This is a genomic window from Nocardia sp. NPDC005366 (assembly GCF_040606855.1).
Classification (GTDB): Bacteria; Actinomycetota; Actinomycetes; order Mycobacteriales; family Mycobacteriaceae; genus Nocardia.
Window position 1 is genome coordinate 170,246 of record NZ_JBEXFQ010000013.1, and the last position, 14,711, is coordinate 184,956.

Annotated in this window: 12 protein-coding genes; 8 read left to right on the top strand and 4 right to left on the bottom strand. The window is 64.1% G+C overall.

What is annotated here, in order from left to right; all coding sequences use genetic code 11:
* Window positions 1-33: 33 nt before the first annotated feature.
* Window positions 34-618 carry a hypothetical protein gene (locus ABZS43_RS17510; protein WP_355036919.1) on the bottom strand — a complete coding sequence of 195 codons (585 nt, stop codon included), beginning with the start codon at window positions 616-618 and terminating at the stop codon, window positions 34-36.
* A 180-nt stretch (window positions 619-798) separates the two neighbouring features.
* On the opposite strand from ABZS43_RS17510, the gene ABZS43_RS17515 reads away from it, so the two are divergent.
* The gene (locus ABZS43_RS17515; RefSeq protein WP_355036920.1) at window positions 799-2,055 is read left to right on the top strand and encodes a hypothetical protein; all 1,257 of its coding nucleotides are present in this window, start codon (window positions 799-801) and stop codon (window positions 2,053-2,055) included.
* On the opposite strand, the gene ABZS43_RS17520 is transcribed toward ABZS43_RS17515, so the two are convergent.
* Complete coding sequence (locus ABZS43_RS17520; RefSeq protein ID WP_355036921.1) at window positions 2,052-2,759, bottom strand: 2'-5' RNA ligase family protein; 708 nt, start codon at window positions 2,757-2,759, stop codon at window positions 2,052-2,054. The two genes, ABZS43_RS17515 and ABZS43_RS17520, sit on opposite strands and share 4 nt — an antisense overlap.
* Here ABZS43_RS17520 and ABZS43_RS17525 point away from each other — a divergent pair.
* The 3 genes from ABZS43_RS17525 to ABZS43_RS17535 all read left to right on the top strand — a co-directional run bounded on the left by ABZS43_RS17525 (window position 2,699) and on the right by ABZS43_RS17535 (window position 3,804).
* Complete coding sequence (locus tag ABZS43_RS17525; RefSeq protein WP_355036922.1) at window positions 2,699-2,968, top strand: DUF6879 family protein; 270 nt, start codon at window positions 2,699-2,701, stop codon at window positions 2,966-2,968. The genes ABZS43_RS17520 and ABZS43_RS17525 overlap by 61 nt on opposite strands.
* Before the next feature lie 127 nt (window positions 2,969-3,095).
* Window positions 3,096-3,293, top strand: a complete 198-nt coding sequence (locus ABZS43_RS17530; RefSeq protein WP_355036947.1) for a creatininase family protein — start codon at window positions 3,096-3,098, stop codon at window positions 3,291-3,293.
* Complete coding sequence (locus ABZS43_RS17535) at window positions 3,253-3,804, top strand: creatininase family protein (RefSeq protein WP_355036923.1); 552 nt, start codon at window positions 3,253-3,255, stop codon at window positions 3,802-3,804. The genes ABZS43_RS17530 and ABZS43_RS17535 overlap by 41 nt, the downstream gene beginning before the upstream one ends.
* Window positions 3,805-3,899: 95 nt before the next feature.
* Here the strand turns inward: ABZS43_RS17535 and mobF are convergent, their stop codons facing one another.
* Window positions 3,900-8,471, bottom strand: a complete 4,572-nt coding sequence (gene mobF, locus ABZS43_RS17540; protein WP_355036924.1) for a MobF family relaxase — start codon at window positions 8,469-8,471, stop codon at window positions 3,900-3,902.
* A 342-nt stretch (window positions 8,472-8,813) separates the two neighbouring features.
* Between mobF and ABZS43_RS17545 the strand changes: the two genes are divergently transcribed.
* The 4 genes from ABZS43_RS17545 to ABZS43_RS17560 are packed head-to-tail and all read left to right on the top strand — an operon-like array spanning window position 8,814 to window position 13,647.
* Entirely contained in the window at window positions 8,814-9,560 is a 747-nt protein-coding gene (locus ABZS43_RS17545; protein ID WP_355036925.1) for a TnsA-like heteromeric transposase endonuclease subunit, read from the top strand.
* On the top strand, window positions 9,560-11,668 hold the full coding sequence (locus tag ABZS43_RS17550) for a Mu transposase C-terminal domain-containing protein (protein WP_355036926.1): 2,109 nt from the start codon (window positions 9,560-9,562) through the stop codon (window positions 11,666-11,668). The genes ABZS43_RS17545 and ABZS43_RS17550 overlap by 1 nt, the downstream gene beginning before the upstream one ends.
* Complete coding sequence (locus tag ABZS43_RS17555) at window positions 11,665-12,630, top strand: ATP-binding protein (protein WP_355036927.1); 966 nt, start codon at window positions 11,665-11,667, stop codon at window positions 12,628-12,630. The genes ABZS43_RS17550 and ABZS43_RS17555 overlap by 4 nt, the downstream gene beginning before the upstream one ends.
* 6 nt (window positions 12,631-12,636) lie before the next feature.
* Window positions 12,637-13,647, top strand: coding sequence for a TniQ family protein (locus ABZS43_RS17560; protein ID WP_355036928.1), 1,011 nt, complete (start codon window positions 12,637-12,639; stop codon window positions 13,645-13,647).
* 225 nt (window positions 13,648-13,872) lie between these two features.
* Here ABZS43_RS17560 and ABZS43_RS17565 read toward each other — a convergent pair whose 3' ends face one another.
* Window positions 13,873-14,370, bottom strand: coding sequence for a Pycsar system effector family protein (locus tag ABZS43_RS17565; RefSeq protein ID WP_355036929.1), 498 nt, complete (start codon window positions 14,368-14,370; stop codon window positions 13,873-13,875).
* Between the last annotated feature and the right edge of the window lie 341 nt (window positions 14,371-14,711).

Consider the following 14,711-nt stretch of genomic DNA (forward strand, 5'->3'; position numbering starts at 1 on the left):
GATGACTTGTTCAGGCCCGCAGCCGGTCGGAGATCATGAAAGTGTCTGCGGTCCGCGGTACCCCGAGGGCAGCTCGATTCGCAACGCCCGGATCTCGTCGACGAGGTCGGCGTAACCCTCTTGGATCTGCGCCAGGCGCAATGCGGCGTCGTGGAGGTGTTCGGCGCTGCTGCTGTGGCGCAGCGTCGAGTGCGCGTGTGCGTAGGTGTGGGCGACGTGGCTGATCACTTCGCCCAGAGAGTGGGTGTGGCGACGTGCGGCGGTCGGGCGGGGGAGATGGAGAATTGCCCATTCGTCGATTCGACCGATCAGGGTATGGATCTGGTTGCGAGTGGCGGCGCTGTCGAAATCCCGGGGACGGCGGGTCGCCGAAACCGACGCGGTCAGCAGTGTGGCGTGGAGGTCGGACAATTCACGAGCCCATCCGATCAGCGGGGAGCCGCCTTCCATATGCCCGGCGACGGCCAGGAACAGTTGCCGGGCATCCAAAAGACCTTCGGCAGTGTGCGCGTCGTCGCTGGTAGAGGCGGGATGATTCGTTCCAGTGCTTACTTGCGTCCGCGGTTCGCTGCGGTTGTGATGGTCGAGCGGCAGAGGTTCGGTTGCGTTCGCCTGCATGGCTGGCGCTCCTCGTTGAGGTATCGGATGAGGTAACCCGGTGGCGAGACTCGTGGATCGGCCTCGAAGTGGGCGTTTCGTCAACTCTGGCCGCGCTCCGTCGACGATTGAAGCCACACGGCTACCACGGAACATCTACGCTGATCACATAGACGAACGTCGAACACGGGGGCGGCACCGGTGATCGTTACCAAGTGGACAGGCGTCGAGGTTCGCGCCCTCCGCACAGCGGCGCTGCGCCTGACTCAGCTGGAATTCGCGGATACTCTCGGCTTCACCGTGGCAGCGGTGCGAAAATGGGAAGGGCGACGCGAAACCATCGAGTTGGCAGGAAGATACGCCGCAGCGATGGACACCACATTGCATCGCCTTACCGATTCCGAACGCGCCCGATTCGAGGCCGAACTGACCGGCGCGGTGAATACGGTCCCTGCCATCACCACCGAATCGTTCGAGCCCTCGTCGGCTATTGCCGCCAGAGTGCGCAATGTCGCGGAGTTGGACGCCGATAGGGATATCTTCGACATCTTTTCGCTGACGCTCGATGACGTCATCGAGCGATACGAATCCGAGGGACCGCTGCGGTTGGCACCGGCGGTCGTCGAGGCGCGGCAACAGATCGAGGTCATGCTCGGACAGCGCCGCCACCCCGCGCAGCTCAAAGACCTCTATGCTGTGGCTGCCCGCCTATCCGGCGTTCTCGGATATATGGCGGTCAACCGTGGGCGATTCGGGCACGCGCGCATGTACTGCCGTGAAGCCTTCGCGCTGGCTGACCTCCTAGAGGACAGCCAATTGCAGGCATGGGTCAAGGGCACCGAGAGTCTCTGCGCCTACTACCAGCACGATTACGCAACCGCCGTCCGTGCGGCCTACCAAGGACTCGATCTGGCACAAGACGGACCGCAGTCCATCCGTCTGTACTCGAACGGACTCGCCCGAGCGCTCGGCAAGGTCGGCGACCGCGATGGCGTCGCCGCCGCAATCGACGCGGCCGCCGCCACAGCGGCCCGATTCGATACTGGCGTGGCGCTGACGCCCGCGTTGGATTTCGCTCCCTACAGCGAGGCGCGCCTCATGGCGAATGCGGCGACCGCCTTCCTGTCTGTCGGCGATCACGCCCGCACCCTCGACTACGGTAGCCGGGTGGAGGAGTGGGTCAACGAATCCGATTCCGTGTGGAGTCGCTCGCTGGTGCGAATCGACATGGCCGCAGCGCTGGCGGCCGGTGAGCACCATGACGTCGACCAAGCGGTGAGTTTGGGTGTCGAAGCGCTCGCGGCGTCCAGCGATCGTCCGATCCGCTCGGTGTGGCAACGTGCCCACGAACTCGGTGACATTATCGGGCCGCTCTCCGCCCGCTCGTCCGGTGACTACCTCGATTCATTGCGCGAATGGAACGCTACAGCACAAGAATTCGCCGCGCCGTCGAGTTAGGTACCGAGGGGAACGACTGCTCGATCGGTCCACCGATAGCATCTGCCCTCGCGCCGCAGTTGCACCAATCGAACCTCGTTCACCGACGCGGTCACCGGTGGGAAGTCACGCAGTGCCTTCATATCTTCGATGAGCCGGCTCGCTGACTGTGGAGTGTTGATATATCCAATGCCGACGTGGGGGCGGAATTGCGATGTTTCCGAGAGTTCGGGACCAGAACGTTCTGCTGCGGTGGCGTCGCGAAGGGCGCTGTGCAGTGCGAGGAGGCCATCCCACGGGGTGACCGAGAAGCGCAGTGCACTGCGAGACCCGGTGAGCGGGCCGACGTCGAGAGCAAACGGGGATATCTCGGCAAGGTGAGGACGTGCGGTATCGACGATGGTCGATAGTTGCGCATCGGACAGGTCATCGGACTTGCCGATGCTGAGCATTGTCAGATGCAGTCCATCAAGAGGTACGGGGTCGATGCCGTCGTCGGCGAGTTCCTTCTGGCATCGGCCGACGAGGTCGACCAATGCCGGATCATCGAAGGTGAGATACCAGTAGAAACCGGACTGTTCTGGTGCCCAACGCTTCAGCGTCCAGTGATCATCGACCCGCTCCAACTGGCGAAAGGCGGCCCAGTCGTTGTCACGAATGGCGAATGCGTCAGCTGTGGAAGCAGGTTGCAGCGGGGGAAACGGACGCTTCGATGTGGCGGTCATCGGTCGCGAGTGTACGGTTCACCGCCGATCTCCGTACCGGGAGTGGGCTCTTGGCATTCAATCTGGTCGACAGTGACGGCAGGCCGGCCGGGGCCGCGATCACCAACGACGTCGCGATTCTGGACCGCTATAGAGCGGCACGGCAACATCTGTGGGCCCTGGCAACTCCGTTCGAGAATTATGCCGTGGACCTTCACGCTCAGCAGTGAGCGATAGCATCGGTCAGGCGCGCGAGGCTCTCGGACAACGACTTTGGGAGATTCGACGCGGGGCTCACCAGTTGCGCACCGCGCGACGTGCACGAACCAGCCACGGTAGGAGTTCCGAGTGGAGTGGATGACCACTGCCAGTTCAACCGAGGTCGCCGCCGCCGACGCCCGCGTCGCGGTGCTGCCGGTGGGCAGTTTCGAGCAGCACGGTGATCATCTGCCGCTCATCACCGATACCGTTTGTCGCCTGCCTGATCGCGCAGCGTCTGGCCGACAGCTATCCGGTGCTGCTTTTGCCGCCGATCACGGTGTCCTGTTCGCATGAGCACGAGCAATTCCCCGGGACGGTGAGTCTGAGTCCTGAGACCTTGATCGCCGTCATCGGCGATGTCCGGCGATCGTTGGCCCGTTCCGGAATAACAGCCCTGGTCTTGGTCAACGCCCACGGCGGTAACTATGTCTTGAGCAACATCGCCCAGGAGGCGAATACCGTCGGCCGAAGTGTGGTGGTCTACCCCGGTCGTGACGACTGGAACCTGGCTCGCAAGGCCGCAGGAATGGAGACCAACTCCCACGACGACATGCACGGCGGCGAACTGGAGACCTCGATCCTGCTGCACGCCGAACCCGCGCTGGTTCGCGCATCGTTCCGCCAAGCCGATCACGAGGCGCCGGAGCGTCCGTACCTGCACCTTCTGGGCATGGCGGGCTATACCGAGAGTGGCATCATCGGACGTCCCTCGGCGGCTACCGATGTCAAAGGCAAGGCGGCGTTGGAGGCTCTGGCGACGGCATTCGAGGACTGTTTCACGCTGCTGACCGCCCATCTCGATTAGCGGTCGATCTGGCTCAGCGGGCGGAACCGATGGCGTTCACTGGGCTGGCGGAGCGATTCTCGACCGCGGGGCGCTGCGTTCAACGCACTGACGAGTTATAGCCCGAGGTCGATGTCGGGTGAGGACCAAGGGTCTGGTTCGTCGGGCGCGGAGTCGATGCCGGTTTCGCCGTCAGCGTCGAGGATGGCCTGCCGGATTGCTTCCTCATGATCCTGATCCGCGGGCGTGGGGATGTGCCGTCGCTGTTCGCGGGCGTCGGCTTCGACCTCGTCGCTGGTGGTGTCGATCTTCCGTTGCCAGGTCTCGGGCGAACCGGCTTCGGCGACGGCGTTGTTGTGGGTGTGGCGTGCGTGTTCACGGGAGCGGGTGTGCTCGCGTTCGCGGCTGGCTTGTTCGGTGATGAGTTCGTCGATGCGGGTTCGCAGGGCGTTGCGCGTACGGAATTTCCGGGCTGGTGTGGTGTCGAGTTCCTCTCGGTGGGTGGCGAGTTCGGATCGGGTGGCGTGCAGTGCTCGGGCGGCTGCGCGGAATTGTTCATCGGCGTCGTGGGCAGTTCGGATCGTCATTTGCGCGGCTCTGTGGCGGGAGACGAGTTGTTCGATATCGGGGTCATCGAGGGCGGCTTCGACAGCGCTACCGGTATCGGCGGCCGCGCCCCGCCGTTCGACTTCCGTACCGATTTGGTCGGTGGTCAGTGGGTGCGGCGGATCGTTCGATGATGGTCCATATTCAGGAATGGAGCCGGTCGCGGGTCCGGGGACTCGTAGTTCGAGGCGAGACCACAGCGCGGCGGCGGGCATTTCATCGGGCAGCGGGTGCAGGGCAGCGGCGCGGGCGAGTTGCGTGGCGATGTCGAATCCGGCGCGTGCGGCGGTGTCGATGCGGTCGGCGACGACGGGCCAGTAGGGGTCGGCCAGGATGCGGGGTTCGATCGTGGCGATGGTGTCGGCCCACCGGTGGACCGGGCGGGTGATGTCGCCGAGCGCGGTCTCGACCCGGAGGTCGAGGTGGCGTTGGTGTGCTCGTTCGAGCACGCTGTTGCGGTGTGGTCCGGTCGGGCGCAGGTCGGTTTCGTGGACGTGCAGACCTGCGCGCCAGACCGCGAGGTCCGCGAGGAGAGCGGTGTCGGTGCCGAGCAGGGCCCGCGCCCACGGGGCCGCGGTCGCTGGTGTCCACTGTTCGACTTCGCGGCTGATCTGGTCGGCGAGTTCGGTGACGATTCGAGCCCGCGCTGCGACCTGGGTGTGGTCGGTGTCGAGTCCGGTGGGGATGCCTCGTATCCACGGCAGCGGACCGGTACCGGCCGAATGCGTGCCGCCGGGGTCGAGTCGCCAATCCAATACCGCCGCTGGATCGTCGGCGGTGTCGAGTTCGCGCGCGCTCGCCGTGGCGCGCAGTACAGCGATTGGATCCTGGCCGGAGACCGCGATCGTCGCGAGATGTTGGCGCAGCACCGGGTAGGCGGGGCTTTCGGTCAGATGTGTCTGCAATGCTTCGGCCGCCGCGTCGATGTGTGCGAGGCCGTCGGCGCCGAGGGCGTTTTCGATGGCGACGCCGAGGGAGTCGAGGTAGATATCGAGCGCGCGCCCGAGGCGTTCGCGCGGATCCAGTACATCGCGCAACTGGGTGTGTGCCGATTTCTGTGCACCGTCGCGCGCGAGAATCCGTACCAAACCTTCGACCGCGGTGCGCGGAAACGCGGCGGCGTCGGTCCAGAACGAGCCTTCTTCACCGCTCAGAGCGGTGGGGATGTAGGCGTGGTTGGCGTGGATTCCGCGTGTCATCGCGACGTACAACTGCTGGCGTGACTCGCCTCCGGTGAGCGCGACATGACATGAGTCGGCGGTGATTCCTTGCGCGGAATCGATGGTCGCTGCGTACCCCAACCGCACGAACTGGCCGACGTAATCGGCGGGAAGACGCACACTCCCGCCATGGTTTCCGTGGTGTCGGGCGGTGATGCTGTGGTCGGAATGCACGTGCTCGACGGTCCAGATGTCGCCGTTGCGCACCCAATCCCGCGCCCTCAATCGCAGCCTCGGGTCGTTTCGCCGCGTGCGGATCGTGTCTCCCGCCGACGCGTGGAGACCGTCGGCGAGGAGCACTTCGGCACCGACGACACCGCCATCGCCGCTGAGTCGGTCGGTGCGGGCGCGTTGATTGAGTGCGGTCACGGTGGCGTGGTTGGCCGCGAGCATGATGGTGTCGCCTCCGGTTGCGTGGTCGGTGGCCCACGCAATGTAGGTGTCATTCTGGGTGGTGCCGGTGTGTCCACCGTGGATTCTCTGGTTGTCCAGGTACCAGCCGAGCGCGGCAGGATCACCCTCACGCAGCATCAGCGATGCGTTGGCTTCGGCAGCGGAGGTGAACCGAACGACGTGGGTGAGAGTCAGTGTGTGTTCGGGCGCGACGGTGTGCATGTCCTCGTCCGAGCCACCGGCTTCGATGGCGGGCAGCTGGCGGTTATCGCCGACGCATCGGATCGTCGCACCACGATCAGCGAGGAATTGCAGTAGTCGTAACCGTTTGAGGGTGCCGATTTTGACGTGCTCATCGACGACTACCAGCGTGTCGTCACCGATTTCGCGGACCCATTCGGGAAGCAGCGGCGACAGATTCCGTTCCGGCTGGGGGATGTTCAGGTGCGATGTGTGCTGAGACAGGACGTAAAGGAGCCTGTCGACAGTCTCGCACCGGGCACCGATGGATTCGCCGAGCACGGCTGCGGCGGACGCGGTCGGCGCCAAACCCAGCACTCGGCCACCGCTGGCATTCCACGCGGTGGCCAGTACCGCCATCGCGGTGGTCTTGCCCGATCCGGCAGGAGCGTTGGCAGTGTGGACGCGCAATCCGGACGTCGCCAAGCCCTCGACGACGCTGCGCTGGCCCGCGTTGAGCGGCCGATCGGGGTTGGCGATGTTGTATTCACGCATCGCCGCGGCGATGGTCGTCGGTGCCAGACTTCGTGCTCCGGACTGCACAGATAGTTCGATCAACGCCTTCTCGGCAGCGAGGATGTGCGTCGAGGTGTAGACGAGGGAGCCTTTGTGGACATACACGCTGGTTCCATCACGGCGGGCAAATGCTGCGGGAACGGTGGCGAGTTCGGGTTCTTCGCCGATGTCGGGGTCACCACGGGGGATCGACTTGGAGGGGTGCAGGGCATGATCGAGGACGGCTTCGGCGACGTGTTCCCAGTCATCGCCGCGGATCCGGCCTCGGATCTGGCGTTCGATCTCGGCACGTACGTTGGTCGAGCGCCAGGTCGAGCGATGCTCGACCACCACTTCGAGAGCCCGGTCCGCAAAACGGGAGATCCACTCAATGGTCGCGGAAACCCGTGGTGCGCGGACCGGATTCAACGCGGCGGTGACCATGCGAGCGACCTCATCCCGGTTACCCAGCAGGACGACGGCTTCGGTGAGCCAGGTGCGGCGTTGCTGTGCGTGCGACCGCAAGCCGTGTTTGGTGGGCCGGGTTTCCAGGGTTGCTTGCTGTGCCAGGTGGCGCACTTCATTGGGAATCGGTTCCCGTTCGAAACGGGTTTGGAACTGCGCGGTGAGGACACCGAGGCGCTCCCGGATCGCGGCTTCACGCCGTGACCAGTGGTCGATCAACCCGACGGGGATGCCGACGATGTCCCGAATCGGGCGTTTGGTCGGGTCGGTGCCGGGTCGTTGCGCGAACTCGACTCCGATCGCGTCTTCGAGGTGGTGTTCCAGACGGGTGTTGTAGATCTCGGAGACGGTGACCACGGAGCGGTAGAGGGTGGCACCGTCCAGGGTCCGCCAGCGTCCGTCCCCAGCGCGGACACGGTTGGCGATCAGGACGTGAGTGTGCAGGTCCGGGTCACCGGCACGGCTGTCACGATGCTCGAAATGCGCGGCGATGACCCCCTCTACATCGACCTGCCGGACACCGTTGCGACCGACCCGGGTGAAGATCGCCTCGCGTTCGAGCCACCGCAACGCATCCGCGATGGCGGTTCGGTGGGCAGCCTCGATCTTGGTGGCGATGCTGCGCGGGGCCAATGCCCACAACGCCGAGACCGACTTGACGGGGGAGAAAGTGATGTCGAAACCGGCGACCGCGGTGCTCGGCGGGCGGGAGTTCTTCGCGACCCACCCTGACAATTCACGCTCGTCCAGTGGCGGCCGTCGGTATTCGTCGGTGAACATATCGAACGCGACATGAGAGCGAATCCGTGCCCGATCGTCATCGGAAACGGGATCGTTGCGAGGTTTACCGTGCGCGATATTGTGTTCTTCATACGCTTGCGCGCACTGTTTCCTGTAGTCGGAAGTAGGGGAGTAGACGCGAAATGGGTTGCCCAGACGCGAGGCTTTATCGGCGGCCTTGGTCGCCGCTCTCGGTGTATCACCGGCAGTCAAGCGGGTATCGAAGACCTCGTCTTCGATCTGTTCGGTGTTGGGATGGCGACCCAGTCCGAACAGGGACTTCATCTGCGACTCGGTAACCTCCGCACCGGAGTCGATGCCGACAGAAGTCAACCCGGAGCCGTGCCACGCTCCCGGGGACTCGCCGTGGGCGGAGTAGTAGGCGGCCAGGGAGGAACGGCCGCGGGAGTCGTTGTCTCCTGCGGCGATATTTCGCAGGTAATACTGGTAGCCATTGCCTGCGACGACTTTATGGATCGTCGCTGTCACAACTCCATCGAGCATCAGCGGGTGGATATAGTCGAGAGGCTGGATTCACCTGTTTATAAGTAGATCGCGTGAATCCGCAGGACGTGACCTGATTGTTATCATGATAGTCCCGCTTATGACCCGGGATGCAAGAGGTGTGAATGAGAAAGAGGATGTGGATGAAGGGTAAGGGTGCGGATGAATGATGAATGTGTGGATAGTGTCAGTTCTCATGTGATGTGGCGGGTTCTCATGTGATGTGGCGTTGGGGTGGCGGATTCTCAGCTGATGTGGCGAGATGGGTCGATGTCGGGAGAGAGTGGAGTGGCGGTTTGTGCCGCTGACGACTTCGAGGCCGTGTTCGTGTCCGGGGCCGGTGTGGAGCGCCGCGTGTGCTGGCGGTCGCTGCCGGAGGTGGTCGGCGAGATCGCTGGGCCGGTGCGGTCGTTTCCCTCGTATCGTGGTCAACGTAATTTCCCGGGGTGGTATTGGTCGGCGACGTTGGGTCGGCGGGTCGGGTTCGAGTCGTGGGTCGAGCGGGATCATCTGGTGGCGTTGGATTTCGATCCGGCGGTGGTCGGTGTCGTGTCGCAGCCGTTTCGGTTGCTCTGGGTGGGTGAAGACGGCCGACCGCGGCGGCACACCCCGGATTTCCTGGTTCACCGTGAGGACGGTGGGATCCTGGTGCTGGATTCGCGTCCGCTGGATCTGATTGCCGAGCGTGACCGGACGGCGTTCGCGGCGACCGCGCGGGCCTGCGAGACGGTGGGGTGGGACTACGCGGTCTGGGATCGTGTGGATGCGGTGGTGGCGGCGAATCATCGTTGGCTGGCGGGATATCGGCATCCACGCTGTTTCGATGCACAGGTGGCGGCGCGGCTGCTAAGGGTGTTCGAGCAGCCCGGGCCGTTGATGGACGGCGCGGAGTCGGCGGGTGATCCGTTGGGGACACTGCCGGTGCTCTATAACTTGTTGTGGCGGCGGTGGCTGGTGGCGGATCTGTCGGTGGTGCTGTCGCATCGCACGCTGGTGCGGGTAGCGCCGAAGGTGGCGAGTCTGTCGGAAGTGGCGAGTCTGTCCGATGAGCTGTTGTCGGCGGGTGATCGGTGATGGAGCGGCCCCATGTGTTGTCGGTGGGGGATCAGGTGGTCTTCGGCGGGACGGGGCACACCGTTGTCGCTATCTCCGGCACGCGAATCCGGTTGTTGTCCAACGCTGGGGAGGCCAGCGTGGTTGCCCTCCCTTACCTGTTGGCGGCGGCGGACTTCGAGTTGGTCGGATCGGGACCGCCACCGAAGATCGAACCGTTGAACCTGCTCGATACTTTGCCTGAGACGGTGCTGGCTGAGGCCAGGGAGTGGGAACGCCATGTCATCGAAGTCGAGACGGGCCTGCCGCCTGGCGCCACCGCCGCGTCTACGGCACGGCCCGACTACGACCCGGTGACGTGGACGATGACCGCGCGGGAGCAAGCGAAGGCGGCCGAGCTGACGGCGACGGGCCGAAAGACCAGTGCCCGCACGGTTCAGCGGATGCGGCGACGCTATCGGGAGCAGGGTTTGTGGGGTTTGGTCGATTCGCGCTATGTCCGGACCTTGACCCCGACCGGGAACGTCGACGCGCGGGTGGTCGCGGCGGCCACCACGGTAGTTGCGGCGCAGACCGCAACGTCGACGGGCACGAAAACTCGTGCTATCCGTCAGATCCGGCAGTTGCTCGATGACGAGCACGGTGAAGGCGTGGTGGCGATGCCGTCGCAAGCGACGTGTTATCGGCTGCTGGATGTGTTGTCGAAGGGGCGGCACAGTTTCGGGTCGGCGGTGACGCGTCGGCAGAGCGCGAACAAACCCGATCGCGTCTACACCGTGACGTCGGCGGCGCGCCCGGGTGGGCAGGTCCAGTCGGATGCGACGCCGTTGGATGTGATGGCGGTGATGGACGACGGGGTGATCGGGCGGGCGGAGTTGGTGCTGGCGATCGATATCGCCACCCGCACCATCTGCGCGGGTGTGTTGCGTCCGGTCGGGGCGAAGGCTGTCGATGCGGCGTTGCTCCTGGCGCGGGTGATGGTTCCGGAGCCGATGCGGCCGGGATGGGATCAGGCGTTGGCGATGTCGGCGTCGCGGATCCCGCATCAGCGGATGGTGTCGCTGGATGCGCGGCTGGAGTTGGCGGCGGCCAAACCGGTGATCGTCCCCGACACCGTGGTCATCGATCACGGGAAGGTGTTTCTGTCGGAGGTGTTCCTGCGCGCGGCCGACACCCTGGGCATCTCGGTTCAGCCTGCCCACCAGTTGACGGCCACGGACAAGGCGATCGTCGAGCGGACGTTCTCCTCGATCAACACGTTGTTCTGTCAGCACGTCAGCGGATACACCGGCCGCGATGTCACCCGGCGCGGCACTGATGTCGCTGAACGCGCGGTCTGGTCGCTGCCGGATTTGCAGGAACTGTTCGATGAATGGGTCCTGGCCGGTTGGCAGACGCGTCCCCATGAGGGGCTGCGCCATCCGTTCACTCCTGATCAGGCGGTCTCACCCAACGACGCCTACGCGGCGATGGTCGCGGCGGCCGGGTATGTTCCGGTGACCTTGACCGGTCAGGACTACATCGAGTTGCTGCCCGCGGACTGGCGCGCGATCGGTGACGGCGGGATCCAGATCGACTACCGCACCTACAACAGCCCCGAACTGCGCCCATGGGCACGGCAGAGTTCGGGGGTCGCCAGCCGGGGTGGACGCTGGGAGGTCCACTACGACCCCTACGACGTTTCCCGGATCTGGGTGCGCAACCACCGCGGCAAGGGCTGGTTCACCGTTGCCTGGACCCATCAGGGCGTCGTCGGGCAACCATTCGCCGATTTCACCTGGCGCGCGGCACGCAAGATCGCCGCCGACCGCGGCGTCGACGACGCCAACGAGATGGCGGTGGCGGTGATCCTGGCCGCGTTGCTGCGCCGCGCCGAAGCCGGCCCGCATGCCACCCGCGCTCTTGCGCGCACCGTCTCCACCCGCGCGATGACCAACCACCTACCCGCCGAACTCACCGCTTCGATCGGCGACTGGCCCGCCGACCCACCGCCACCCCCGCCTCGGCTCGCGTTGCCCACTGCCACCGACACTGCCGATTCGGTCGAGGAATCAGCGGAGGTCGCTGTCGATGAAGTGGTGCCGTTCGGCATGTTCGACCCGTTCGATGATCGCGAGGCTCGCTGGTGAGTGCCTCGACGCTCGACTCACGTCATCCCCTGGCCACCAAACAGGGATGGTCGGCGTTCATCGCTCGAGCCAACCCCGAACCGCCGCAGCTGCTTTCCGATGCCGACTGGCGCAAGCTGGACGAGTTGGAGCGTGAAGTCTACGACGACGCCCGCCAGGACTATCACTCCTCGCTGCTGCTGGTCGCCACACCAGATATCCGCAAGATCATCCACACCGGGTCGAAGCTGATCATCAACAACCGCGGCAAGCAGTTGGGCCGTCGCGGGCTGATCGTCTCCGGCTCCAGCGGCACCGGCAAATCGACCTCGATCACCCAGTTGGGCAAAAAGTTCCAGGTCGAGTTCGAGCGTCGCAATCCCGGCATCCCCGATCGGATCCCGGTCGTCTATATCGTCGTCCCGCCCGATGCCAATCCCAAAGCATTGGCTCACACCGTCGCGGCGGTGATGCGCCGCGCGAGCACGGGGCTGGTCCTCGTCGATGAGATCCATCGTCTGGACCTGACCACCCGCAAAGGAAAGGACGCTTCCGATCAGTTGAAGTATTTCTTCGACACGATCTCGGCGACATTCGTCTACGCCGGGCTCGACCTCGCCGAGACCAGCTTGTTCACCGGAGTCCGCAGTCGCCAGATCGCTGGTCGGTTCATCCCGGTCTCGACCGAACCATTCGCCCACCACACCGTCGAGGCCAAACGTGATTGGATCAAACTCGTCGCCACGATGGAACACTCACTGCGGCTACATCATCACCCACCGGGAACACTGATCGAACTGGCGCCTCACCTGCATGCACGCACCGGGGGCATGATCGGCAGTCTCGATCAACTCATCTATGAAGCGGCCAACGACGCGATCAGCGACGGCAGCGAGAAGATCACCAGAACCCACCTCGACGCGGTCATCCTCGACATCGCCGCCAACGACCAATACGAGCCGCCGCGACGACCCAAGCGGTGATCCCGGGTGGACCTCTGGCAAGACGCCGCGGCACCGATGCCGTTCCGGGTCCGCCCGGTCCAAGGCGAAACGACCTTGTCCTACGTGTTCCGTCTCGCCGCCGCCAACGAACTCGACCGCCCGACAACCCTGCTGCGGGCACTGGGCGAACCGCTCGGTGCTACACCCGCGCAATCGATGCTCGTCAACCGCGACGTCATCCTCAACGAACCCGCTCAACGACGTCTGGAAGCGGTCAGCGGCATCGACCTCGAAGATTTGCGTCAACGGTTACCCACCCTCGAAAAGAGCTGCGGCGAACCAGATCGCCGGTCACCGGCGTTCCAGATCTTCGCCGACAGCACCCGCATCCGTCGGGCCTGCGAACGCTGCGTCGCCCGCCTACCGGGCACGCCCGACATTCGGGTTTACCTGCATCGAGCTCCCGGGATCTGCCGCCGTCATCGACGCTGGGTCGCGACCCACGAACACGAACCCCACCAACTCGACCTCACTGAAACACCAGAAATCATCACCGCCGTCAAGCGCCGTCACCGCCTGGTCGCTTCCGCTGAAGACTCGCAATGGGCACTCGGCGAAATCTGGTGGGCCCAGCAAATCCCGGTCCGATGGCTCACCACAACCATGCGGTTCACCAACCTGTCGGACTCGCTACACGACCAATGGCAGCGCCGCCGGACGGCACTAGCCGTCGCTGGGGCACACGTCCCGAACTCGGTGATCGTGCTACCGGAAACGATCACTATCGCCGAGGTGACCTGCAACCTGAAGTGGCGACGCTATGTCGCCCTGGCCGAATACGACTACCAGGTCCGACCGTTCTATCGGCTCCTGAGCCGTCGTCTCGGACAGCCTCTCGGTTTCGCCGACAGAATCAGCCAGTCGGACTCACCAGCCCGGCACTGGGTCGATGACCATCGTCGAAAACACCAGGAAACCCGCCACAACCACTGGCAAGCCGACCGAACCACCCGCAGCCGAGACACACCACTCCCCGAAATCCGCCACTTCAGATGAGAAGGAAAACCAACGACGACATGATCAGGGAATGCGCCAGCCCGGTTCGTGCGCTACTTGAGGCCGGTCGGTCGACTTGATGCTGCTGACTGCCATGGTCAATTCCCCGTAGATCCGGGGCAAGACAGGTATTTCGTTACGTGATGGCATGCTTTCGGCCTGCCATATGAGCATGGCCGCGACCTGCGGCTGTCACCCGTCGTTGGCGGCAGTTCACCGAGGTAGCTACCTGGTGTTGAAGCTCACAACGAGGGACAGCGCCGCGAGAACGACGCACCATAGTGCGACTTGGACGCCGCAATGTTTCTTCCAGGCGATCTCGCTGACTCGCCGTAGTTGCCCTGACAGGGCGAGAAGTACGTCTTTGGTCTCGAGTTCGGTCTTAATTTGCTCGGCGTCGAGATGACGTCGGTGAAGGTTGCCGAAGTAGATGAAGTCCGTGTCGTCCAGGGGGGTCCGCAGCCTCGGAAGCACGACCCATACCGCAGACAGCGCCGAAACGGTCAGCAGTGCTAGTCCGCAAAGATAGAAGGCCAGCGACCACCCGCTCAGCCCGGCGAACAGACCATCGTCTTTCGACATTGTGATGACACCGGCAAGTACCGCAGTATCGAGGGTCAGCGTGAAAGTTGCTTTGAGGTCTACCTTGCCCATCCAGTCTTGGAATGCGGCGTGGATATGCCAAGCCGTTTTGACCGGATTCGAGTCGGGTATATCGGTCACAAAGCTATTCCTTCCTCGCGTAGCGAATCGTGTCAAAGGCAAGAGAGATCGTCAGAACATAGCTAATGCGTGCTACGGCTTTCTAGCAGGAACCTGCTGGAATTTGTGCGCGCCACGCAGTCGGACGAGATCTGCGTGCTGTCTGTCTGGGTGCACCGATTCCCGTTCCAAGGTGATCTCCCGGAGGCGGTCGACGGCCAGGGGCGAGGTGTCGCACCACTCGGGCCTTTGCAAGCGCACCGCCTTCCGGGGTTCCGCAGAATTTCGGGCGTCTGGAGCGACGGTTTATGGCCTGAGCTGCGGTGACATGGAGATGCGCGCCTGAAGAGCGTTTCTCTAGG